This window comes from Allobosea minatitlanensis (assembly GCF_964020775.1).
This window is the reverse complement of sequence record NZ_OZ224509.1, coordinates 1,325,031-1,346,461: the sequence shown is the minus strand read 5'-3', so window position 1 is coordinate 1,346,461 and position 21,431 is coordinate 1,325,031. Positions and strand designations below refer to the sequence as shown.

General features: G+C 68.6%; 34 protein-coding genes and 1 riboswitch. Of the genes, 8 read left to right on the top strand and 26 right to left on the bottom strand.

Going from position 1 to position 21,431, the window contains the following annotated elements:
• Positions 1-46 precede the first annotated feature (46 nt).
• From ACWH43_RS06545 to ACWH43_RS06425, 25 genes are all read right to left on the bottom strand, one after another.
• Positions 47-463 carry a helix-turn-helix domain-containing protein gene (locus ACWH43_RS06545; RefSeq protein ID WP_260347645.1) on the bottom strand — a complete coding sequence of 139 codons (417 nt, stop codon included), beginning with the start codon at positions 461-463 and terminating at the stop codon, positions 47-49.
• The gene (locus ACWH43_RS06540) at positions 460-687 is read right to left on the bottom strand and encodes a hypothetical protein (RefSeq protein ID WP_260347643.1); all 228 of its coding nucleotides are present in this window, start codon (positions 685-687) and stop codon (positions 460-462) included. Before ACWH43_RS06540 ends, ACWH43_RS06545 begins: the two co-directional genes overlap by 4 nt.
• Entirely contained in the window at positions 684-1,091 is a 408-nt protein-coding gene (locus ACWH43_RS06535) for a regulatory protein GemA (RefSeq protein WP_260347642.1), read from the bottom strand. Before ACWH43_RS06535 ends, ACWH43_RS06540 begins: the two co-directional genes overlap by 4 nt.
• Positions 1,088-1,312, bottom strand: a complete 225-nt coding sequence (locus ACWH43_RS06530) for a hypothetical protein (RefSeq protein ID WP_260347641.1) — start codon at positions 1,310-1,312, stop codon at positions 1,088-1,090. The genes ACWH43_RS06535 and ACWH43_RS06530 overlap by 4 nt, the downstream gene beginning before the upstream one ends.
• Positions 1,313-1,314: 2 nt before the next feature.
• Positions 1,315-1,653: a hypothetical protein gene (locus ACWH43_RS06525; protein ID WP_260347640.1), complete on the bottom strand. Its 339-nt coding sequence runs from the start codon at positions 1,651-1,653 to the stop codon at positions 1,315-1,317.
• Between the two features lie 2 nt (positions 1,654-1,655).
• Entirely contained in the window at positions 1,656-2,333 is a 678-nt protein-coding gene (locus ACWH43_RS06520) for a hypothetical protein (RefSeq protein WP_260347639.1), read from the bottom strand.
• A complete protein-coding gene (locus tag ACWH43_RS06515; protein WP_260347638.1) occupies positions 2,330-2,743 on the bottom strand; it encodes a hypothetical protein in 414 nt (137 codons plus the stop codon). The genes ACWH43_RS06520 and ACWH43_RS06515 overlap by 4 nt, the downstream gene beginning before the upstream one ends.
• On the bottom strand, positions 2,743-3,066 hold the full coding sequence (locus ACWH43_RS06510) for a hypothetical protein (protein WP_260347637.1): 324 nt from the start codon (positions 3,064-3,066) through the stop codon (positions 2,743-2,745). Before ACWH43_RS06510 ends, ACWH43_RS06515 begins: the two co-directional genes overlap by 1 nt.
• On the bottom strand, positions 3,063-3,443 hold the full coding sequence (locus ACWH43_RS06505) for a winged helix-turn-helix domain-containing protein (protein WP_260347636.1): 381 nt from the start codon (positions 3,441-3,443) through the stop codon (positions 3,063-3,065). The genes ACWH43_RS06510 and ACWH43_RS06505 overlap by 4 nt, the downstream gene beginning before the upstream one ends.
• On the bottom strand, positions 3,421-4,257 hold the full coding sequence (locus tag ACWH43_RS06500; protein WP_260347635.1) for a DUF6551 family protein: 837 nt from the start codon (positions 4,255-4,257) through the stop codon (positions 3,421-3,423). The genes ACWH43_RS06505 and ACWH43_RS06500 overlap by 23 nt, the downstream gene beginning before the upstream one ends.
• Positions 4,254-4,538 carry a hypothetical protein gene (locus ACWH43_RS06495; protein ID WP_260347634.1) on the bottom strand — a complete coding sequence of 95 codons (285 nt, stop codon included), beginning with the start codon at positions 4,536-4,538 and terminating at the stop codon, positions 4,254-4,256. Before ACWH43_RS06495 ends, ACWH43_RS06500 begins: the two co-directional genes overlap by 4 nt.
• Positions 4,535-5,134: a hypothetical protein gene (locus ACWH43_RS06490; protein ID WP_260347633.1), complete on the bottom strand. Its 600-nt coding sequence runs from the start codon at positions 5,132-5,134 to the stop codon at positions 4,535-4,537. The genes ACWH43_RS06495 and ACWH43_RS06490 overlap by 4 nt, the downstream gene beginning before the upstream one ends.
• A 10-nt stretch (positions 5,135-5,144) precedes the next feature.
• Complete coding sequence (locus ACWH43_RS06485; protein ID WP_260347632.1) at positions 5,145-5,468, bottom strand: hypothetical protein; 324 nt, start codon at positions 5,466-5,468, stop codon at positions 5,145-5,147.
• Between the two features lie 11 nt (positions 5,469-5,479).
• On the bottom strand, positions 5,480-6,313 hold the full coding sequence (locus ACWH43_RS06480; protein WP_260347631.1) for a DUF3164 family protein: 834 nt from the start codon (positions 6,311-6,313) through the stop codon (positions 5,480-5,482).
• A complete protein-coding gene (locus ACWH43_RS06475; protein WP_260347629.1) occupies positions 6,303-6,797 on the bottom strand; it encodes a helix-turn-helix domain-containing protein in 495 nt (164 codons plus the stop codon). Before ACWH43_RS06475 ends, ACWH43_RS06480 begins: the two co-directional genes overlap by 11 nt.
• Complete coding sequence (locus tag ACWH43_RS06470) at positions 6,794-7,237, bottom strand: hypothetical protein (RefSeq protein ID WP_260347628.1); 444 nt, start codon at positions 7,235-7,237, stop codon at positions 6,794-6,796. Before ACWH43_RS06470 ends, ACWH43_RS06475 begins: the two co-directional genes overlap by 4 nt.
• Complete coding sequence (locus ACWH43_RS06465) at positions 7,234-7,641, bottom strand: hypothetical protein (protein ID WP_448153423.1); 408 nt, start codon at positions 7,639-7,641, stop codon at positions 7,234-7,236. Before ACWH43_RS06465 ends, ACWH43_RS06470 begins: the two co-directional genes overlap by 4 nt.
• Positions 7,642-7,643: 2 nt before the next feature.
• Positions 7,644-7,862 (bottom strand): hypothetical protein, encoded by a 219-nt coding sequence (locus tag ACWH43_RS06460; protein WP_260347626.1) that lies wholly within the window; start codon positions 7,860-7,862, stop codon positions 7,644-7,646.
• Positions 7,862-8,239, bottom strand: coding sequence for a transcriptional regulator (locus ACWH43_RS06455; protein WP_260347625.1), 378 nt, complete (start codon positions 8,237-8,239; stop codon positions 7,862-7,864). Before ACWH43_RS06455 ends, ACWH43_RS06460 begins: the two co-directional genes overlap by 1 nt.
• Complete coding sequence (locus tag ACWH43_RS06450; protein WP_260347624.1) at positions 8,239-8,820, bottom strand: hypothetical protein; 582 nt, start codon at positions 8,818-8,820, stop codon at positions 8,239-8,241. Before ACWH43_RS06450 ends, ACWH43_RS06455 begins: the two co-directional genes overlap by 1 nt.
• Positions 8,820-9,581 carry an AAA family ATPase gene (locus ACWH43_RS06445; protein WP_260347623.1) on the bottom strand — a complete coding sequence of 254 codons (762 nt, stop codon included), beginning with the start codon at positions 9,579-9,581 and terminating at the stop codon, positions 8,820-8,822. The genes ACWH43_RS06450 and ACWH43_RS06445 overlap by 1 nt, the downstream gene beginning before the upstream one ends.
• Before the next feature lie 64 nt (positions 9,582-9,645).
• A complete protein-coding gene (locus ACWH43_RS06440; protein WP_260347622.1) occupies positions 9,646-11,817 on the bottom strand; it encodes a DNA-binding protein in 2,172 nt (723 codons plus the stop codon).
• Between the two features lie 321 nt (positions 11,818-12,138).
• A complete protein-coding gene (locus ACWH43_RS06435) occupies positions 12,139-12,399 on the bottom strand; it encodes a hypothetical protein (protein ID WP_260347621.1) in 261 nt (86 codons plus the stop codon).
• A complete protein-coding gene (locus ACWH43_RS06430; RefSeq protein WP_260347620.1) occupies positions 12,396-13,277 on the bottom strand; it encodes a ParB/RepB/Spo0J family partition protein in 882 nt (293 codons plus the stop codon). Before ACWH43_RS06430 ends, ACWH43_RS06435 begins: the two co-directional genes overlap by 4 nt.
• Positions 13,277-13,516 carry a helix-turn-helix domain-containing protein gene (locus ACWH43_RS06425; protein ID WP_260347619.1) on the bottom strand — a complete coding sequence of 80 codons (240 nt, stop codon included), beginning with the start codon at positions 13,514-13,516 and terminating at the stop codon, positions 13,277-13,279. The genes ACWH43_RS06430 and ACWH43_RS06425 overlap by 1 nt, the downstream gene beginning before the upstream one ends.
• A gap of 95 nt (positions 13,517-13,611) precedes the next feature.
• On the opposite strand from ACWH43_RS06425, the gene ACWH43_RS06420 reads away from it, so the two are divergent.
• Complete coding sequence (locus ACWH43_RS06420) at positions 13,612-14,331, top strand: LexA family transcriptional regulator (protein WP_260347618.1); 720 nt, start codon at positions 13,612-13,614, stop codon at positions 14,329-14,331.
• Positions 14,328-14,822, top strand: coding sequence for a hypothetical protein (locus ACWH43_RS06415; protein WP_260347617.1), 495 nt, complete (start codon positions 14,328-14,330; stop codon positions 14,820-14,822). Before ACWH43_RS06420 ends, ACWH43_RS06415 begins: the two co-directional genes overlap by 4 nt.
• A 63-nt stretch (positions 14,823-14,885) precedes the next feature.
• Here the strand turns inward: ACWH43_RS06415 and ACWH43_RS06410 are convergent, their stop codons facing one another.
• Complete coding sequence (locus tag ACWH43_RS06410; RefSeq protein WP_260347616.1) at positions 14,886-15,224, bottom strand: hypothetical protein; 339 nt, start codon at positions 15,222-15,224, stop codon at positions 14,886-14,888.
• Between the two features lie 119 nt (positions 15,225-15,343).
• Between ACWH43_RS06410 and ACWH43_RS06405 the strand changes: the two genes are divergently transcribed.
• The 6 genes from ACWH43_RS06405 (at position 15,344) to ACWH43_RS06380 (ending at position 21,430) form a co-directional block, all read left to right on the top strand.
• Positions 15,344-15,475: a hypothetical protein gene (locus ACWH43_RS06405; RefSeq protein WP_260347615.1), complete on the top strand. Its 132-nt coding sequence runs from the start codon at positions 15,344-15,346 to the stop codon at positions 15,473-15,475.
• Complete coding sequence (locus ACWH43_RS06400) at positions 15,472-16,068, top strand: hypothetical protein (RefSeq protein WP_260347614.1); 597 nt, start codon at positions 15,472-15,474, stop codon at positions 16,066-16,068. The genes ACWH43_RS06405 and ACWH43_RS06400 overlap by 4 nt, the downstream gene beginning before the upstream one ends.
• A gap of 420 nt (positions 16,069-16,488) precedes the next feature.
• Positions 16,489-16,685: riboswitch (cobalamin riboswitch) on the top strand.
• A 122-nt stretch (positions 16,686-16,807) separates the two neighbouring features.
• Positions 16,808-18,769 (top strand): TonB-dependent receptor plug domain-containing protein, encoded by a 1,962-nt coding sequence (locus tag ACWH43_RS06395; protein WP_260347613.1) that lies wholly within the window; start codon positions 16,808-16,810, stop codon positions 18,767-18,769.
• Positions 18,766-19,638: an ABC transporter substrate-binding protein gene (locus ACWH43_RS06390; protein ID WP_158444926.1), complete on the top strand. Its 873-nt coding sequence runs from the start codon at positions 18,766-18,768 to the stop codon at positions 19,636-19,638. The genes ACWH43_RS06395 and ACWH43_RS06390 overlap by 4 nt, the downstream gene beginning before the upstream one ends.
• Entirely contained in the window at positions 19,635-20,654 is a 1,020-nt protein-coding gene (locus ACWH43_RS06385; protein ID WP_158448271.1) for a FecCD family ABC transporter permease, read from the top strand. The genes ACWH43_RS06390 and ACWH43_RS06385 overlap by 4 nt, the downstream gene beginning before the upstream one ends.
• Entirely contained in the window at positions 20,651-21,430 is a 780-nt protein-coding gene (locus ACWH43_RS06380) for an ABC transporter ATP-binding protein (protein WP_158444924.1), read from the top strand. Before ACWH43_RS06385 ends, ACWH43_RS06380 begins: the two co-directional genes overlap by 4 nt.
• The last annotated feature ends 1 nt before the right edge of the window (position 21,431 follow it).

Here is a 21,431-nt window from a genome sequence, read left to right as displayed (position 1 = left end):
GCCCCCGAAGGATGTCAGAGACGCCCCTGACGGGCGTCAGGGGTGGCTACAGGAGCTTGAGCTGATCGCGGCTGTTGTGCTGGCGCTGCCGGGACCGGAAGCGGTGCACGGTCCGCGTGGTCACGCCGGCGGCCGCGGCCATCTGGTTGGCCGAAGCGCCGCGGGAAGCCGCCTCTTCCAGCGCCCGCGCTGTGCGCCGGCGCAGCGCCTGGTAACTTCCAGCAGGCCCGAGCGGGATCGTCAACTTCTGGCGAAGCCGCCCCGAGCAGAAATGATCGCTGACGACCCTGGCCTTGTCGAGCCCGACCGCACGGACAAGCCAGTTGTCCGGCCGCAGATGCGCGACGATGAAGACCTGCTGGCCGCCCTTCGCCTCGGCGATCGCCAGCGCCGCGTCGAGGCCGGCGACCTCGGCGATCTCGGCGAGCAGCGGAGGGAGATCGGGCCAGCCGGGGCGCGTCACCGGCGCCTCCGCATCGAATCCTGGAGCACGGTGACGAGCTCATTGCCGCGCACGACATAGCGCAGGCCATCGGCGACGATGGCATAGTCGGTGATGCCGGCGCGCTCGGCCTGGCGCCGGCCGCGCTCCAGCGACCGGCCGATCATGGCGCGCAGCTCATCGACATCGGCGGCGCCGGAGCGCTCGAGGAAGCGGACGAAGGCGTGGTCGGTGACGCGGATCATCGCTGGGCCCGTTCGTCGGTGAGGCGCTGCTGCCAGGCTTTCAGCTGCTCGATCGCCTGGCGCGCGGCCGGCGGCTTCAGGAATTCCGGCGCCGAGACTTTGAAGCGGGCCTTCGTCCAGGCGCGCAGGGCGTCGCGATCGAGCGGGCCTGAATGGAGCGCGCCCCAGAGCGCGTAGATCTTGCGGATGTCGGCGCGCTCGGCCGGCGGCCTGGTCGATTCGCGCGGCTGCCAGCCGAGGCGCTTGAATTCGGCGATGACGGCGCCGGCCTGCCGGTCCGACAGGTCGCGGGCACTGTCCGTGCCGGCGACGCGGGCGAGCAGGCCGCGATACTCCGCCTCCTGGAGCCGGAGCTCGCGGCGGGCGAGCTGGATCTTGCGCAGCATGGCGGGATGGGTGCTCATCGGCTTGATCTCGCGATGGCGGCGAGGAGCGCGATGCGGCGCTTCGTCAGCCGCTTCAACTCGCCTTCAACGATGGTGGAACGACGCGGCGCGACGCGGGCGATCACCGCCATCAGCCGCTCGCGCTCCTCGTCGACCCGGCGCAGATCCTCCTTCGCCAGCAGCGCCGAGATGGCGGCGGCGTCGGAGGGAGCGGGACGGGGCGCGAGGAAGCGGGCCATGGTCAGGCGTCCTCTGCGGCAGCGCGATAGGCGGCATAGAGCCGTTCCTGCTCACGCTCGGCGCGGCGCGCCCGCACCCGATAGCGATCGCGACGCCTCTCCGCCGCCTCGCTCGCCAGCAGGGTTTTGCCGGTGCGGTTTTTGATCGAGAGCTCCCAGGCGTCGAAATAGGCGTCCTCGGCCTCGATCTCCGCCTTCCGGGCAATATCGGTTCTGCGGCAGGCGGCCATCCACTGCGCGAAGATGAGATCGGCGACGGAGAACAACGGCTCGCGCAGATCGAGCAGTTGCTCGAGCTCGGCAGAGGTCAGGTCGCGCCAGCTCTGAGGAAGCTTTGCCATGGTCATTCCCCCGGCTCGAGGAGCGGCGCCGCGGCCGGCCGGGCGAAGCGGGCGGCGTCACCGGGGCGAGTCAGGGCCTTGCGCTGGCCGGGCGGGATCCAGACCGGCGCGCGCGGAGCGAGATCGCGCGACCAGCAGACCCAGCAATAGTCCGTGGCCGACGAGCCCTCCGGCTCCCAGCGGCCGCGGTGCATCGGGATCCGCTCCACCGAATAGGCGATCAGCGAGGGCGCGCGGCGGCTGAAGAGCTGGTAGCGCTCATCGGTGTGCAGCCATTGTGTCCTGACGAGCAGGGCGACGCCGCGGCGCGCCATGCCGAGCGCCGTCCAGGCGAAGGCCACGGCCGCGTTGAAGGGCGGGTTCGTGATGATCCAATCGGCCGGATCGAAGCCGGCCGGCGCGTCCAGCAGGAAGTCGGCGACGCCGCCATAGCCGTAAGGGTGGATGTCGCTGGCGGCGACGCTGTAGAAGGTCTCGGCCAAAGGCTCCGCCATGTGTCCCTCGCCGCAGGCCGGCTCCAGCACCGTGTCGCAGATCCGCGCGCCGAGGATCGGCAGCGCGACATGCTGCACGAAGGCGCGCGTCGCCCAGGGCGGCGTCGGGAAGAAGTCGAGCGAGTCGGGCGGCTCGGTGCGCTGCGCGGCCACGGCCGGCGAGAAGGCGAAGGCGCGCTGGGTCATCGAGCCGGCTCCCAGCGAATGAGCATGCCCGAAAACGCAGGCGGCAATCCGACCGGAGCGGGATGCGCTGCGCGCCAGAACGCCTGGAGATCCGCCCAGTCAAGGAAGCCGTCCTGGCGGGCGAAATCATCGAGCAAGGCGGTCATGCCGAAGGCAAGGCCGGTGTCGAGAAAGCGGACATAGCTCTGTTCTATGAAGAGTTCGACCGGCCGGATGTCCACGCAAACCGGATCCGGAATGATCTTCCGGCAGTGCTTCGTGCGCATGCCCTGATAGAGCTGGAGCGTTTCACCGGGCCGGGCATGGCGCTTGCGCGGGGCGCGAATGGTCTGGCGCTTCACGATGCCCGTGAAGGGATGGCAGATCGCGATCGCTTCAGCGAAGCGGCGGTTGAAGGAATAGGCGACCATCAGCGGACAGGCCCCCCGGCCTTGGCGATCGCCTCCGTCTTCGCGAGTTCGAGGCACATCTGCGCCATGGTCTCGCCGTGCTTCAGCACCGCCTCGCGCGCTTCGGCCGGCAGCTTCAGGAAGGCGCGGATCTCGGGCTCGTGCGATTGCAGCCAGCGCAGCGTCCGCACGGCCGCCTCGAGGCGATCGGCGTCGTATTGAGCCTGGGCGGCCGGGCGGAGCTCGCGGATGTTCTTCGCGCCGTTGCACAGGCTCTGCTGGCGGCGGAGCGCGAATTCAACGGCCTCGAGCTGCTGGGCGAGCGAGATCTTCGGCGCGGTCATTGCCCGGCCCTCTGCTGGATGATCGCGAGAGCGCGATCGCGCATCGCCGGCGCCAGCCGATAGCCCTGGCCCCAGAGGTTCTCGATCTCGATGCCGAGCGGCTTCAGCTTCCGCCGGATCTTGCAGATGAAGACGTCGACGATCTTGATCTCGGGCGGCTCGTCCGGGCGGTGGCTGTAGAGCGCCACCATGAGCTGTTCCCTGGACCAGACCGGCCGCCTCATCAGCGCTCCGAAGAGCCTCGCTTCCGTCTGGCTCAGCCCGAGATAGACCGGCATGTCGATGGTGAAGCCGAGCGCGTCCTCCAGCTCGGCGACGCGATCGCGCAGCCGGCCGTTCTCGGCTTCGAGCGCCTCAAGCCGCGCGAACTGATCCACGGCGCTTCCTCGTGTTCTGGAAGATGACGATCGCGATGGCGCGCCAGCGGCGCAGCTTCTTGGCCAGCGCGAGCTCGTAGGCCTTCGGCTCCAGCGCCGGGCCGAGCTTCAGCAGCGTCGAGACGACATCCTCGGCCAGCAGGTCACCCTCGTACTGCTCGTCATGCAGGACGAGGTCGACGGCCTGTATCAGGTCCGCGGAAATCGGGGCTGCACGGGCCTTCACGAGGGTTTCGACGACAATGCGGGCCTTCATCGCCGAGCGGCGCTTGATCAGCCTGACGAGCGCCGAGACGGCGATGATCTCGCCCGGGCGGAAGGGCCGGCCGGGCGTCGGGTTGCGCAGGATGGTGGCGCCAGCGCGCTCGCAGACCTGCATCGCGGTCAGGGCGTCTTCGTCGCCGGCGGCCGCGGCGGCGAAGAAGATCTGGGTGTTGGTGATGGCGACGCGATCGCGGTTGTGGCCGATGAAGGCCTTGGCGCGGTCGATGCCTTCCTCGGCGTCCACGACCATCACGTCGATCTCGCCGATGCTGCCGTGAGTGACGGCGGCGATCGCGGTGTGCTGGCCGTCGATGACATGCCAGCTCTCGCCGACGCGGGCGACCACCGGCGGCTTGAAGCGGCGCCAATCCCAGCCGCTGACGAGCTTGTGGATCAGCGTGATCGACTTGCGCGAGAGCTCGCGCTGGTACTTGGCATCGACCGAAAGATCGGCCGGGTTCATCCGCACGATCGTCGGGCGCGGGCCGATCTCGCCCGGGGCGATGTCGGCCGGCAGGGGAATGGCGCTGATCGCGCGGATCTCGCTCATCCGAAGATCTCCGTCAGTTCGGGCTGGGTTTCGGGCTCGGGCGCGCGGCGCACGACGGTGAAGTCGAGCGCGGGCGCCGGCGTCTTCTCGACCGGGGCGTAGACGACGAGGCGATGGCCGAGGCAGTAGCTGGTCGCGCCGGAGACGGCCCGGCCGCAGACGCGGCGGCCGCCGAAGAGATCGGGCATGACACCCGACCTGCGCGTCGGCGCCGGAGCGACCGCGTCGCAGACAATCCAGCGGCATTGGCCGGCCTTGGCCTTGGAGAAGAGGATGCTCATGACGCAGCCCTCTCCCGCGCCAGCCGATACTGGGCATCGAGCAGGTCAAGCTCGGCCTGGCTGATCTCCACGAGGCCGTCGGGGATGGTCCAATCCGCCGCGCCATGGCGGATGATATGGTCGGGATGGCGCGCCAGGTGCTCGGCCGCGGCGCGGCCGGCATGCGGGATCCGCGCGATCAGCACATCGCCGACCCAGCCGATCGAGACGCCCTCGATCATGAAGCCGATGGCGCCGCCGCCCCAGGCTCCGTTAGGCGCCTCCCAGGTGAGATCGCAAACGATGGCGTCGCCGAAGACGTGCTTGTTCCTCGGCTTCACCGGCAGGCGGGCGAATTCCTCCGCCGCCGGCGAGCCCTTCTTCGGCGTGGCGAAGCCCTTCCGGTCGGGCTTCTTCCAGCCCGCCGGCGGCGGGGCCTTCTCGAAGAACAGGCCGCGCATCCGATGCCCGGGAAATGCGTTCGTGAGGCCCGTGGCGCCGAGCGAGCGCGCATAGTCGGACCAGGCCGTCGTGAAGGCGATCATCTGCTCGCGGTATTCGCGGGCGCGGGAGAGCCAGGGCTCGCCGACGATCTTGACGAGGATGAGGTTGCTCACGGCTTCCTCCTCAATTGATCGGTTGGCCGGTGGGCTCGAAGGAGCCGTCCGGGCGCATGGAGTGGACGCGGAACTCCATCGCCAGCAGCTCGTCGAGGCGCGAATGCAGCACCGCCTGATACGGCATGGTCGTGCGGACCATGCGATTGGAGACGGCCGTCTTCAGGAGCGAGGCCGCCGACATCAGCACAGCGTCGAGCGCGATCGAGACAGCAACCGTCTCGCCATGCTCGGCCGAGAACTTCTGGATCTCCTCGAAAAGCGAGGCGGTCATCTGGAAGGACAGCGCGTTGATGAGAGGGGCACAGACCTCGTTGTCGCGGTCAGCGGACATCTCGGCCTCCCTCACGCGGCCGCGAGGTCGATCGTCACCGTCGACCAGGCGCCGTCCTCGTCGCGGATGCGGAAGCGCAGATAGGCCTTGGTGCCGATGACGCGGATGGAGTCGCGGATCGCCTCCATGGCGCGCTGCCAGCGCTCGTCGGCGATCTCCATGGCGAGCAGTGAGAACAGCTCGCCGCGGTTGATCTGGCCTTCCTTCTCGACGCTGAAGACGTTGGTCACCAGGGCACGCAGGGCCTCGTGGCTGTCGGCGCCCCACTCCTTCAGGCACTCGTCGACCAGCTTCTTCGCCGCCTGCAGCTCGGGGCCGAAGGCGATCTGGTCGGCGATCTTCATCTCGACCTTCATCGTGTCGTCGAAGGTGGTGAAGGTGACGTTGCCCTTCGCGCCGCCGGCCTTGGCGCCATACTGCTGCTCGAGCAGCGACTGGAAGGCAGCGAGATCCGCGAAGGTGTGGCCCTTGAAGCGCCGGACCTGGTCCGAGAGCTCGCGGGCGAAGTGCATCACCTTGCGCACCATCTCGTCCTCGAGCAGGCGCTGGGGCTTGATCAGGCCGAGGGCGATCAGGTTGCCCTTGGCATCGCGCATGAACTTCTCGGCGCCGACCTCGACGATACCGGCCTTCATGGCCTTCTGCTCGCCCATAACGTCCTCGGCGAGCGCGGTCAGGCCGATCTCGGTCAGCAGGTCCTCGCCAGCGGCGCACCAACGCTCGCGTTCCTCCTGATCGAGTTTGTCCCAGGGCAGAACAGGCTGCGGTGCGCCTTCGAGCTTGGCGAGGGCGGTCAAGAGGGCCTTGCCAGCGATCGTGCGCTGCACGGCGGTTTCAGGCTGCATCGGAATTCTCCGTGGTAAGGGACAGTTCGGGGTCGGTCGTGCCGAGCAACTCGACGATGAGCCGGGCCATGGCGACGATCTCGATGACGGGGACGCGCACGGCCTCGCGGGCCGGGCTGGCGATGATGCGGCGGGCCGTGCCGAGCGGATCGGCGACAGTCGAGGCGGCGAGCAGCTTGTTGCCTTCGAGAGCCCGCAGGACGCCGAAGAGGGCGTCGGTGGAGACCCTGAAGTCGAGATCGGTTCGCCGGCGCTCGGCGACACGGTTCCAGCCGGCGATGACCGAGCCGTGATCGCGATGGCCGACCGCGTCGCCGATCGTCTGATAGGACAGGTCGGTGAGCTCGCGGGCGAGCCAGAACACCGTGTTGCGGGCTTCGGCGATCTCGGCGGTTCGTCGATCGGCAACCAGATCGGTGCGCGTCAGGCCGGTGGCGGCGGCCACCGCGTCGATGATCGCGTTGACGGTGACGAGATGCCTCATGACGCGGCCCTCTGCAGCTGGTCGCAAACGACCAGGAAGGCGGTGAGGAGCGCCCGCTCGGGCGTCGGGGCCCTGCGAATCCGGATATCGTCGCCGGAACGAAGCATCGCGCCCGGCGAGACGCCCTGGTTGGCGTCGATCATCCAGGATGCTCCGGGCAGGAACTCGCGCATGGTGCGCAGGATGTCGTCGAGCGATCGGGTGAACTCGCGCGGGCCGGTACTCACCCATTCGTCGGTGAGCGGATTGACCCAGACATCGCTTTTCACCGGCTCGTCGGTATCGTCCCAGCGCGCGCCGATGTGGCGGCTCTCCCGGGTGAAGAACAGCGCCATCACCGCGGCATTGACCTCGCGATCGGCGCCGGAGCCGTTCTGGATCTTCGCGACCAGCAGACCGAGCTCCATGATGTCCGGCAGGGTGTGGAAGGGCCGGATCATGCCGCGTCTCCGCCGTGATGGGGCGCGACCGGGAAGGTGACGACGTTGGTGTCGCCAACCGGCATGGCGAGGGCGGCGAGACCGGGACGCGAGACAGGCACCGGCCCCGCCGCATCCAGCGCGCGCTGGAGCTGAAGCTGCTGGGCCTTCAAGGCCGCTTGATAGCCGGATTGAACGGGCGGCTCGGCCCGGCCGGGATCATGGGCGACGGCCAGGAGCTCGTCCTCGAGCTCCGGCACATTGGCCGCCTGGGCGACGATCGCGTCGGCCTCGTGTGCCGCCTGATGGACGAGCACGGCGACGCGGGCGCATTCCTGCGGCGCCATGCCGAGGTCGGCGGCGGCGCAGCGGCGCAGATGGGCGGCGAGCATGCGCAGGTCGAGCGGGAGGGAGGAGGCCTGCATGGTCAGCCCTCCCGGCCGAAGCGAGCGGCGCGATGGGCCCGCTCCTCGTCGCGCTCGACCGAGGCGAAACCGCACAGCCCGGCGAAGCCGAGCAGCAGCCCGCCCACCAGGAAGATCGCGTAGATTTCGGGCTCGACGACGAAGTTGAACAGGGCGCCGGCGCTGAAGGGGCCGAGCATGGCTATGCCGAGGCAGGTGAGCTTGAACAGCGATTGAAGCATCAGGCAGGGTCCTTCTGCTGGCGGTGGCGGCAGGTCTTGCAGGCGTGGAAAAGCAGGGCCCGCGTGGAATTGGTCGCGGAGAAGGGCCGCTCCTGTTCCTTCAGGCAGCGGTCGCGGCTGATCTCGTCGAGCACCGGGCATTTCACGGTCTCGCCGAGCCAGATCCCGCGGACCTTGGCGAAGATCTTCGGCAGGTCGCCGGGGTAGCGGTTCGCCAGCACATGGCTGATGACCGCGTCGGAGTAGCCGAGCCGCTTGGCGACGGCGCGCGAGGACTCGGCGCGGCAGGCCGTGGCCAGGGCCAGGACCTCGGGCGGGATCGCCTCGCCCCAGGCGGCCCTGGCCTTCGCGATCTGATCGAGACGGGCGCGCGACATCACGAGCGCTCCGATTCGTTAAGGTTAACCGGCTGCCGCAAATTGCGGTCGATGCCGACGCTGCTGTTGCGGTGGAAGGACGGCGCCAGCGGGCCGCTGATCCGCGCCGGGTTGATGCGGTAGCGCCGGGGCTGGCGCTCCTGCTCGATCCAGAGATAGCCGGCGCTGGCGAGCCGCGTGCAATACTGGCAGGACATCGCCAGCGAGACCGCGACGCTATCGGTCGAGGCCGTGATCGCCAGTTCCTTGGCGGTGAAGCTCTTCAAGGCCTTGGCCGCGTTCCAGAGCTGCTGCTGGCGCCGGCCGCGATCGCTCTCGACATGGAAGGTCGGCGCGGTCAGACGGCGCGTCTCCACCATCTTGTAGAGCGGCATCGGCCGGCCCTTCTGCGAGCGGCGCTCGCCGATGCTCTCGCAGTAGCCGGCTTCGGCGCAGGCCCGGACATAGCGGATGACCGAGCCGCGACTGGCGCCGTTGCTGCGGCCATGCACGTCGGCCGCGGTGAAGAAGCCGAGCTGACGCATGACCTTCCAGTAATGCGCCGGGCCATGCGGTCGGTCGTCGATGCGCAGCTTCGGCATCAGGCGACCCTCCGCACCGGCTTGGCCAGCGGTCGCGCCGCCGGCTCGCCGTTGGCGAGGGCCTCGTCATAGGCGTCGAGCTCCTTCAGGCCGCGCACGCGGCACCATTCGGTCATCCGCTCGAGGTTGACCGAGATCAGGCGGTGCTTGCTCTGGCTGTCACGGCGCACGCGCTCCAGCGCGGCGTCCGAGATCGTGTAGCCGGCCGGCACCCAGGTATCGGCAAGCAGGCGGGCGTCCTCGGCGTCGCAGGGCTGCGCCGCCACCCAGTCGAGCACGCGGTTATGGGTGCGCTCCGAGACCTTGAGCTTCGAGGGCAGGCGCTCCTCGCCGACCAGCAGGATCGGCACCTTGGTCGCCTCGTGGATCTGGCGAATGGTCTCGACGAAGCCCTTCGACATGACCTGGTCGGCCTCGTCGATGATCAGCGGCGGGTGGCCGGGCTGGGCGAGATGGCCGATCGCGTCCTCGATCAGGCGCCAGCGCGGGCCCTTCGGCTCCGGCACGCCGATCTCCTTCATCAGCGCGATGGCGAAGGTGGTCGGCGTCCACCAGTCGCCGATCTCGAGACGGATGGCGCCGGTCTTGTTCTGCACCCAGGTCGCCGCCTGGGTCTTGCCGTAGCCGGAAAACCCGTGGAAGACGCCGATGCCCGGCAGGTGGCTCGGCCGGTGGATCAAGCGCTGCGCCAGCGTCATCAGCGCCGCCACGTTCTTGAGCGGGGCAATGCCGCCCTTCGGCTTGATTTCGGGGCTGTTCATCATCATTCTCACCTTGATTTCGACTGTTGAGCCCCGGTTCGCCGGGGCTTCTTTTTGGGTGGCGTCAACGCAACGCCGCCTCCCCGAAGTCCTCGAACATGGCCTTGCGGCCGAGATATTCGGCGCTGGCCCGGTAGCTCCCGAGCCAGAGCGCATCGGCGGTTTCGAGTGGCTCGCCGCGCTCCAGCGCCTCCTCGAGGGCGAGCGCGCGCTTGAAGCGCAGGCCGGGCGTCTCGACCGGGTGAAGCACCTCGACATTCGCCGGCATGGCCGGCTGCGGCGCCGCGGCCTCCGCCTGGATCTCGCGGTGCATCGCCGCGGCGGCCTCCGAGAGCGGCGACGGCTCGGGTGCCTCGCCGCGGCGCATGGCGGCGACCTCGATGCCGGCCTCGAGCGCGGGCGTGGAGTGGATCTCCGAGCGCGGCGGGAAGGCGACGAGGTTGCCGCTGGCCGCGGCGGCGGCCAGCCGGTTCTCAAGCACGGTGCGCTCGGTGACGCGCCGCTTCGTCTGCTTGCGGATCTCGGCCGTCTGCTCATCGATGAGGCGCTTCTGCGCGGCGCGCGTCTCCGCCTGCAGGGCGACCGGGTCGACGCCGGCGAGCTCCGCATTGGTGCCGCGACCGAGCAGCTGATCGCCGGCCTCGTCGAAGAGCCAGACGGTGCCCTTGTCGGCCGGATCGAGCCGGACGAAGACGCGTTCGCCGGGCAGCAGGCCGGGGGCGAGGTAGTGGAAGCCGCCGACACGGACGCCGTGCTTGGTGACGGTGCGGATGCCCTCGGCATCGGGCGCCTGCATCAGCAGCATCGCCAGCGCGTCGGCATCGACGGTACGGATCGGCTGGCGCGAGGAGGCGGCGCGGCCGAAGGGCGTCATCCGGCCGATGCCGCCATGCTCGCGCTGCGCATAGATCAGCTCGGCCCAGCGATCGACCAGCTGCTGCAGCTCCTCGCCCGTCATGGTGACGTTGAAGGCTTCGTTCTCGGTCTGGCCGAGGCGCTGGGAGAAGGCCTTGCGGCTCTCGATCTTCTTGCGATGCGCGACGCTGTGGCCGACGAAACCGGGCAGCATGGTCGCGCAATCGCTCTGGAAGGTGCGGATCGAGCGCTCGACGACGCCCTTCTGCCAGGGCGAGAAGGCGACGGAGCGGATCGTCTCGATCTGCAGCTTGGCGAAGAGGCGGACCGTGGCGCGGGCAACGAAATCGCTGCCGTTATCCGTTTTCACCGCATCCGGCACGCCCCAGGCCAGGATGGCCTTGCGCATCAGCAGCTGCACGGCTTCCGAGCGCGGCGTCTTCGAGACGAAGAGGATGAGGCGGCGCGACCAGATGTCGATGCAGACATAGATCGAATGGCGGCCGTCGACGCAGAGCGCATCGACCGGCGAGGCGTCGATCTGCCAAAGCGCATTGAGATGCGGCGCCATATGGGCGTAGGAGCCGGAGGTCCGCATCTTCGAGCGGAAGCCGTCCGGATCCATCATCTTAAGCAGGCCGGCGGCGTATTCCTGCTTCCAGGCTTTGAAGCGCAGTTCAAAGGCACGCAGCCCCGGCAGCTGCAGGCCCTCGGCCGCGAGGCGTGCGCCGAATTCCTGCTGGATCGTCTCGTGGATCTGCCGGGCCGAATAGAGCTCGTTGAAGGAATGAACGCCGAGGGCGAAATGCTTGATCTCGCCGTCGAAGGCGGCATCGAGCACGCCCTGGCCGCGGCGGCCGGCGCCCCTGTCGACCGCGAGGCGCTCGGTTTCGCCCTCGCGCGAGGCGGAGAGCCAGCGCAGCACCGTGCGGGTCGAGAGGCGCGGGAGTGCCTCCTGCGCCCAGGCGGGCATGTCGATCCGGCCGAGGTTGTAGAGGTCGACGAAATAGCTGATCGCCAGCGTCTGCTTCATCTCGGAGCAGCGGATGAAGGCCTTGAGGGCGCCGAGCACGGCCAGCCGTGCATCCAGTTGCAAAGTCGCGGCCCTGGTGGTGCCGGCGGCCGGTTCCGTCGCCGCCTGGATGGCCTCACCGGCGGTGGGCGCCGGCGCCTCGGCGCCGAAATAGGCGACGCGTGCCGCAACCGGCAGCAGGTTGACGTGATACTCCAGCCCACCGCCGCGACCGGCGCGCTGCCGGCACAGCGCCGAGAAGCGGGCCCAATCCTCGCGCTCGGCGAGCATGCGTACCCCGCGATCGGTGGCCGGCAGGCCAGGCAGAGCGAGGTCGGCGATTTCGGAGGAGGTCAGCCAGAGTTTCACCGGCTGCCTCCGAAAGCGTGGTGCCGGCCCGGACCCGGGAGGGGGAAACCTGTCCAGGCCGGCACCTTTCCTCCATGGTGGTAAGCGCGACCAAAGCCACCGGAGGAAGCTGGGATGAAGAAAACGCCAGAGGAAATCGCAACGGAATTCACCGCGCGCCGTGAGCGGGCTATGGCCCGGAGCGGTTCGGCCATGTGGCCGCACGTCCTGGCCACGGTAACCGTCGAGCTCTTTGCGAAGTTCGATCCGGTCCCGCGAGACATTCTGCTGCTGGCAGTCGAGGAATGGGGGAAGGACCGCGACCCTATGCTGAAGGCGGGTTCAGAGGAGGCCATCGCGCGCCTCCGCGAGGCGATCGACGAACGCATGCGCCAACGTAACGACCGTGAGTAGGCGCTGGTCTTCCGGCAGCACCTGAAGGATCGCCTCAATCAGTAGGCGCTCGAAATCATCCTTATCTGCGTGTCCTTCGACACTCGCCCATGCAAGAACGGCTGCTTGCGCAGCCTCCTGCGACACGATGCAGCTCAACACGACGTCGAGCCGCAGCTTGAGGATGGCGGGCGGCAGCGAGCGCTTCATGCCGCACCGCCCTTCTTCGCCCCGGCGGGTTTGGCCGGCGGGGTCTTCGCCGCGATCTGCGCCTGCGCCATCGCGATCAGGGTGGTCAGGTCCGCGACTGACATCCGCATCAGCATCGGCTCGATCCGGGCGAGCGGGCGATCAGCCTCCCGCACCGCGCCGCCCTCGGGCACGAAGCCGGCGACGATGCGGGCCTTGGCGACGTTGCCGGCAGCCTTCGCGGCGATCAGCCCGGCGACGATCTTCTGCTGCTCGGGCTCCAGCTCTGCTAGTGCCTGCAGCTGCGCCTGGTTGTCCGCGACCTTGGTGCCGCGGATGGCGGCGATGGCATCGGGAGAGAGCCTGCCGGCAAGCTCGCAGGCGCGACGGATCGTGCGCTCGCTCAGGCCGGTTGAATTGGCCGCGTCCTTCGAGAACCGGGCAAAAGTGGCCAAGTTGGCCACTTTTCCTTTTTCGGTCTTCGGCTTCTTCGCCTTGCCGTGAGCAGCCTCGGGATGAAGGGTCTCGTAGACGCGCTTGCGCTCCGCGAGGAACTCGGCGCGCTCAAGCGCGGTGAGCTCTTTGCGGGCCAAGTTCTCGTCGATCTCGATCTGGCGCGCTTCGTCGTCCGAGCACTCGATCAAGATGGCAGGGATTTCCTCCCAGCTCAGAATGTTCGCGCCGCGGAGCCGGTGACCGCCCACGACGAGCTTCAACCCGTTGCCGGAAGCATCTATCCTGACAACGACGGGCTGGATCAGGCCGCTTTCGTTCATCGACGTGGCGATGAGCTGGGCATGAGCTTCGTCGACCGGGCGCAGGCGTCCGGTGGCATCGATCGCGGCGACAGCGGCGAGGAAGACGGGTGAACCCGCCGTAAGGGTTGCGAGCAGCGACATCAGGCGGCCCTCTTCAGACCACGACGGACGAGGCGCTCACCCGAAGGCGACCAGCGCGTCGGCCAAAGAACATGCAGTGGGATGCCCGTCGCCTTGGAGATTGCTCGCTCGGCCGCGAGCTGCGGGCGGCGCAGAGCCGCGCGCAGCTGGGTATCCGAAACGCCGTACCGCTCCGCGATCCGCGGCAAAAAGCGGAACTGGGTCTTCCGAACGGCGGCCAAGATGTCAGCTTCGTGCATGCGCAGCTATCCGATTGGCGGCCGCGGCCGCCTTCTGTTAACCAATAGAGTAACGAACGATACCGTAGCGATCTTTTTGGATATAGGCAAGCGCCATGTCGAAACAATCGGACGATGATGACGCCGAAGAGAGGGACGAGGCGCTTCTTGAGCGCTTTAAGGAGATCGTCGATGCGTCTGGGTCGCGGGCAAATGCCGCTCTTTTGACCGGAAACTCGACGCAGCAGATATCCAAATGGATCAATGGAAAGGCGCGGATCCCTTTTCGGCAGGCCGCGATTCTGGCTAAGGCCGCCAATCGGTCGCTCGACTGGCTTGCGTCAGGCGAAGGCTCCCCGTTTTTGGGTCAAGATTTCTCAAGCCAGGTCGGAGTGCCGGCAGAGCCGTTGGTTGATGACGAAGACGTCGTCTACATCCCGCTGCTGGATGTCATCGCCAGCGCTGGGCCGGGAATCGAGAACTCAAACCCTATCGCGAAGGATCATCTGCCGTTTCCTCGCAGATGGTTGGAGCAGCTCAACCTCCCGGTGGAGTTTGCCCGTTTCCACGATTCTCGCGGGGACAGCATGACGGAGACGATCAAGGAAGACGCGATCTGCCTTTCGGACATCCGCTGGCAAAGGCCCCGGCTCGATGCGATCTTCGTCGTGGTCCACAACAACGACGTGCGGATCAAGCGGATTGGGCGCGGAATGGAAGGGCGAGTGACACTGATCAGCGACAACCCGCGGTATGAGACCGAAGTGCTGTCCGAGCCGGAAGCCAGATCTCTGAAGATCGCCGGCCGGGTCGTTTGGGCAGGGGGTAAGATATGAGAACCATCGCGATCGCCGTTGCGCTTACGTTGACCGGAGCGGGTGCCGTTGCGGCCGCGGAGCGCTGTACTCCTGAAGAGCTCAAGGATGATGGACACTGGAGCAGGCGGCTCTGTGATGCCCGTGGATTCCGGCAGGCTGTCGCGGTCGCCTCGAGCCCGGGTGCGATTGCTGGCGCCGAAGCCTGGCATCGTTCGCTGCGGCAGCGCGAGACGCTGATCAACAAGGCGCTGAAGTTGGGCGACGTCAGCGAGCTGAAGCGTCAGTCGATCGAGATCCGCAGGCAGATGAACGATATCGACGCCTGGCCTCAGGACGATCGCTGGACCGTGGCGCGGGTCTATTGCGCCAATACGGCTCAGGAGCTCTCGAACTTCGTCGAGGACAAGCTGAAGGGCTCGGCACGCGGCGAGGTGGCCGCGGGCGTTTCGCTCAAGGCCTATCGCGGGGCCGACAAGGAGTGCCGGCGCGGGTTGCGGATGGCAAAATGAATCGGGCCCCGCTCGCGCGGGGCCCGGCCTATGCAATTTCATGCATATTGATGCATTGGCGCTTTAAGCGACCTTCAAATCATGCGCGCCGAGCTCCCAGCTCTCGAACTCGGCCTCGCTGGCATCGGTCATGCCGTCGACCTCGGCCGACAGGAGGCCATGACGGGCGATGATGACCGCATCCTCCCAATCGCCGGTCGCCGGATCGCCGGTGCGGCGGAAGGCGACGACGCCGGCGCGGATCGGCTTGAAGCGCTCGAACATGCGCATGGCGTGGTCATGATCCCGCGCCGGGATCGGTTCCTCGGCCGAGATCTTGCCCCTGGACCCCTTCACGGCCTTGAACGGCTGGACGACGAAATAGGTGAGGTGTGCGACGGTTTCCCGCTTGGCATTACGCATTGACGCGCTCCTTTCTTCAGCCCCAGCCCCTGTGTCGCCAGGGCGACCCTAGGGAAACGCGTTCTTGTTCTGTTCTCAAGGGCGTTCTATGACAAAGGGAGTCAGGAGCGGAGGTCGCAGTGAAGAGCGGGGACAACCAGGAGTATGAGATGCGCACCCGCGAGGCGCGGCGCGAGGGGCTGTTCTACCTCGCGATCGTCGTCGCGGCCGGGCTTGCCGGGGGGCTGCTGCTGCGGTGGTGGCCGCAATGACCAGGCGCAAGGGCGAGATCACGCCCAAGCACCGCAACCGGTCGCATCCCTATCAGGTGGCGCTCGACCGCACCCCGGGGCCCATAGCATACGGCATCATGTACCGCTGGGCGGCCTGGTTCGATTCCGAGACCACCCCGCTCGGGCTGCACGGCATGTGCTGGTGTTTCTGCAGGCCGGAGGTGGCCGATGCCTTCGCCATGGATTTCGGCGGCCGGCGCATCGACCGCCCCGTCGAGTCGTACTATCTCAAAGTCGACCTGCCGGATGCCAGGGAGCTCGAGCGTCGCGCCAAAACATCCCGGAACGACAGGGTGACCGGCGGGTTGCCGGCGGATACAGCCAGCCTTTTCAGGGAGGCCATCACAATTCCCTTCTCGTCATTCAGCGATCCAGCCGACGTCGCGCGGGCGCAAGGCGCTCTCGACAGGGCCTGGATGATGGTTAGAGATTCCGTGCCGGAGACCGACATCGATCGGGAACGGCTGCGCCTGGCCTACATCGTCGCGAGCTTCGCCCTGATCGCCGTCGACGAGGAAGATCTTGCGCGCCGTGCAGCCGAGCGCTTCCGGAAAGGTCCGCGAGGAGGATGATTTCGCTTCCGAGTTCGGAAACGGGCATGATGCCCGCTCTTCGCTCATATCGCATTGAAAAATCGTCGTTTTACCGAACTCGGAAGCGAGAGCGGCACACTGGCGCATTTGTTCCGAGTTCCGCCGACCGCGCCGACGACATTTCAAGGGGTTAGCGGCAGGCCCGATTTCTGGCTTCCTGAATTTCTGGAATTCGGGCCGCCAAAACCGCGAAGGATCAAATGGCACTAAACGCCGCGCCGCCTGCCGCCTAACTCCTTGCAGCGCCGCCGCTTTCCGCCTGATCCCGCCTATTCCCGGTTAATCCCGCCTCATTGCCATGTGATGCTTCGTTTCACACCGATCCGGCGGCCGAAAAGCGCCTCTCGCGCCGGCTTTGGAAATCGAGCGGCTCCAATTGACCTTGCCATGCTTTCGCCCTAGTCGTGAACGGGACGGTTCCCTCAGGGGATCAAAAGGGAACGCGGTGCGGGCGGCTTGCCGCCCCATGCCGCGGCTGCCCCCGCAACTGTAAGCGGCGAGCCTTTCGCCAGACGCCACTGGGGACTCGGCCCCGGGAAGGCGGCGGAAGGCACCGACCCGCGAGCCAGGAGACCTGCCGTCTGCCGTGGTCACACGCGAGCACGTTCGGACGGGGTGTGCCGATCGCTGATTCGACCGTTTGCCGCCATCTGGCGGCGAAGGGGAGATCGCGTTCGCGGTGACGTGCCACAGACGTCAACGCCCGAGGTTTCCCCGCGTGTTTTCCTTAAGCCAGGCCGCAGGACGCGGCCGCCTCCTGCTCTCCGTCTCGCTGCTCGGCCTGGCCTGCTCCGCCGGCGCCGCCCTTGGCCAGGATCGCGCGGCCGCACCCGCCGCGCAGGATTCGGTCGCGCTCGACGAAATCGTCGTCAGCCCCACCGGCAAGCCGACGCCGGTGCGCGAGGTGGCGAGCTCGGTCACCGTCGTCACCGCCGAGGAGATCGAGCAGCAGCAGCGCCGGACGCTGCCGCAGGCGCTGGCGACCGTACCCGGCCTCAACCTCGTCCAGATCGGCGGCCCGGGCGGGCAGACCTCCGTCTTCATGCGCGGCACCAACTCCAACCACGTCAAGGTGCTGATCGACGGCATCGAGGCCAACGATCCCTCCACGCCCAACCGCTCCTTCGATTTCGGCTCGATGCAGACCGACGACATCGAGCGCATCGAGGTGCTGCGCGGCCCGCAGAGCGGCCTCTACGGCGCCAACGCCCTCGGCGGCGTCATCTCCATCACCACCCGGCGCGGCGAAGGCCCGCCGAAGGTGACCGCCCGGGTCGAGGCCGGCTCGCACGGAACCTTCAACCAGTCGGCCGGCTTCAGCGGCGGCACGGACCGCTTCGACTACGCCTTCAACCTCAGCCATTTCCGCTCGGATTCGACGGATTCCGTACCGTCGCAACTGATCCCGCCCGGGCGGAAGGTGCGGCCGAACGCCTATGATTCCTACACCTACTCGGCCCGGCTGGGCTTCGCCCTCACCGACACGCTGCGGGTCAACTGGACCGGCCGCTATACCGACGGCAAGTTCCTCAACCCCTACGATGCCGGATACCCGAGCGTGCCGACCCCCTATCGCTCGAGCCAGAACTACGCGCAGGCCATGACCCGCGGCGAGGTGGTCTGGGACCCGTTCGCCGGACGCTTCGTCAGCCGCCTCGGCGTCTCCTACACCAACCAGGACCGCTTCAACCGCTCGCCCAACGCCTTCGGCCTGCTCGGCCTGCCGACCGAATATCTCGGCGAGCGCACCAAGGTCGACTGGCGCGGCGACCTCGATATCGCCAAGGGCCACAACCTGATCATGGGCCTGCAATACGAGCGCGAGCGGCTGGAGACGACGAACTTCACCGCCTCCAACGGCAACAGGGCCGCCTTCCTCGAATATCAGGGCAATATCCAGGACCGCCTCTTCCTGGCGGCCAATATCCGCCGCGACGACGACGACAGCTATGGCGGCCACACGACCTGGCGCGTCGCGCCGGCCGTCATCCTGCCCTGGACGGACACCAAGCTGAAGGCGAGCTACGGCACCGGCTTCAAGGCGCCGACGCTGAACGAGCTCTTCGTCGACTACCGCCCCGGCTACAACTTCCACGGCAATCCGGACCTGCGCCCGGAGGAAAGCCGCGGCTGGGACGTCGGCTTCGAGCAGCCCCTCTTCGACCGGAAGCTGCAATTCGGCGCCACCTGGTTCCAGAACAGCATCCGCAACCTGATCGTCACCAACGCGACCTTCGATTCCTACGCCAATGTCGGCAGGGCCCGGACGAATGGCGTCGAAGCCTTCGCGGCGCTGGAGATCTCGCCGCAATTCCGTATCCGCGCCGACTACACCTTTACCCTGGCCAAGGACGAGAGCGCCCGGCAGGAGCTGCTGCGCCGGCCGCGCCACAAGGCCAGCGCCACCGCGACCTGGACCCCGATGGAGAAGCTCACCCTCTCGGCGACGCTGATCTATGTCGGCCCCTGGATCGACGGCAATCGCGACTTCTCGGTGTCGCGCCTCAAGGCCAAGGGCGCGACGCTGGTCAACCTCGCCGCCGAATACAAGGCGACCGACAAGGTCGCCGTCTTCGGCCGCATCGACAACCTGTTCGACAAGCGCTGGGAGAACCCGGTCGGCTTTCTCGTGCCCGGCTTCGGCGCCTTCGGCGGGATCAAGGTGGCGTTGGGCGGATGAGGCGCCTGCGCGCACGGCTTCGGCCGGCCGGCGCCTCCCGTGCCGTCATGCTGGCGGGCGCCGTGGCCTGGGCCCTGCCCGCGCCGGCCGGCGCGGCGGCGGGCAGGCCGGCGCGGATCGTCTCGCTCAACATGTGCACGGACGAGCTGGTCCTGCGCCTGGCCGACCGCGATCGCATCGCGTCCGTCACCTGGCTGTCGCGCGATCCGCGCAACGCCAACATGGCCGAGGCGGCGGGCGCGGTTGGGGTCAATCACGGCCTCGTCGAGGAGGTGCTGGCGGACAGGCCCGACCTCGTCGTCGCGGGCGCCTACACCACCCGCCCGGCCGTCGCCCTGCTGAGGCGCGCCGGCGTGCCGGTGCATGAATTCGGCGTGCCGCGCAGCATCGCCGAGATGCGCGGCCAGATCACGGAGATGGCGGCCCTGCTCGGCGAGGAGGCGCGCGGCGCCCGGCTCGTCGCCGCGATCGACGCGCGCCTCGCCGCCATCGCGGCAAGGCGCCCGGCCGGGCACCCGCGCGCCATCGTCCTGCGCCCCAGCGGATTCACGGTCGGGCGCGGCTCGCTGGTCGACGAGATCCTCACCGCGGCGGGGCTTGACAATCTCGCCGCCGATCTCGGCATCGAGAGCTACGGCCAGATCGCCCTGGAAACCGTCGCGCTGAGCAAGGCGCAGATGCTGATCCTCAACGACATGCCCGGCGGCCCGCCCTCGCTCGCCAACGAGGTGCTGCACCACCCGCTGATCGGGAAGCTCGGCGCCCGGCTGAAGCTCGTCGCCCTGCCCTCGCGGCTCTGGAGCTGCGCCGGCCCGAGCGTGCTCGACGCGATCGAGCTGCTTGCCGACGCGGCCGGGGAGGCCCGATGAGACGCGCCGGCCGCGGACCCTCGCCCTTGCCGCCGTCCCTGCTGCTGGCGCTGCTCGGCCTCGCCCTGCTCGCCGTCTTCGCGCTTTCCGTCGCCGTGGGCTACGCCCCGCTCGATCTCGGCGCGGCCTTCGGCGACCTGCTGGCCGGCCGGGAGAGCCTGCCGGCGCTGGTGCTGCGCGAATTGCGCCTGCCGCGCGCCATGCTCGGCGCGCTCGTCGGCTTCAGCCTGGGCCTGTCCGGCGCCGCGCTGCAGGGGCTGCTGCGCAACCCGCTGGCCGAGCCGGGGGTGATCGGCGTCTCCAGCACGGCCGCCTTCGGCGCGGTCCTCGCCTTCTACAGCGGGCTTTCCGCCAGCGTGGCCCTGGCGCTGCCGCTCGGCGGCATCGCCGGCGCCGTGCTGGCGACGCTGCTGCTCTTCATCCTGCTCGGCCGCGGCGCCGGCACCACGACGCTGATCCTCGCCGGCGTCGCGCTCAACAGCTTCGCCGGGGCCGCCACCTCGCTGGCGCTGAACCTCGCTCCCAATCCCTATGCCGCGCTGGAGATCGTCTTCTGGCTGATGGGCTCGCTCGCCGATCGCAGCCTCGCCCATGTGCTGCTCGCCCTGCCGCTGATGCTCGTCGGCTGGGCCCTGCTGCTCTCGACCGCCCCCGCGCTCGACGCGCTGACGCTGGGCGAGGACACCGCCGCCAGCCTCGGCGTCGACCTGACCTGGCTGCGCGTCCGGCTGATCGGCGGCACCGCGCTCGCCGTCGGCAGCGCGGTCGCCGTCGCCGGCGCGATCGGCTTCGTCGGCCTCGTCGTGCCGCATCTGCTGCGGCCGGCGGTGGCGAACCGGCCCGGCCGGCTGCTGCTGGCCAGCGGCTTCGGCGGCGCGATCCTGGTCCTGCTGGCCGACACGGCGCTCAGGCTGGCGCCGATCCGCCCGGAGCTCAAGCTCGGGGTGGTGACGGCGCTGATCGGCGCGCCCTTCCTGTTCAGCCTCGTGGACCGGATGCGGCGGGAGGCGCGATGACCGTCGAAGCCCGCGCCCTCGCCGTCTCGCTCGGCGGCAAGCCCGTCCTGCAGGAGGTCGATCTCGCTCTGCGGCCGGGCGAGCTCCTCGGCCTCGTCGGCCCCAACGGCGCCGGCAAGACCACGCTGCTGCGCCTGCTCGCCGGGCTCCTGCCCCCGGCAAGCGGCAGCCTGCGCTATGACGGCGAAAGCCCGCGCGCGCTCGGAAGGCAGGCGCTCGCCCGCCGCATCGCCTATCTGGCGCAGGGCGGCGACACCGCCTGGCCCCTCTCCGCCGAAGCGGTGGTCGGCCTCGGCCGCCTGCCGCACCGGCGTCCCTTCGCCGGTCCGTCCCGCGCCGATCAGGCCGCCATCGACCATGCCCTGGAGGCCTGCGACGCCGCGCCCTTCCGCGACAGGCCGCTCGGCACGCTCTCCGGCGGCGAGAGGCGGCGGGTGCTGCTGGCCCGGGCGCTCGCGGTCGAGGCGCCCTATCTCCTCGCCGACGAACCTCTCGCCGGGCTCGACCCGCTGCACCAGATCGAGGTGATGGAGCTGCTGCGCCGGACGGCGCGGCGCGGCGCCGGCGTCGTCGTGGTCCTGCACGACCTGACGCTCGCCGCCCGCTTCTGCGACAGGCTGGCGCTGATCGACCGCGGCCGGCTGGTCGCGGAGGGCGCCCCGGCGGAGGTCCTCGACGACGAGCGCCTCGCGGCGGTTTTCGGCGTCACCGCCTTCCGCGGCCGCCATGACGGCGAGCCCCTTCTCCTGCCCTGGCGGGCATATTCCTCGGGTTGAG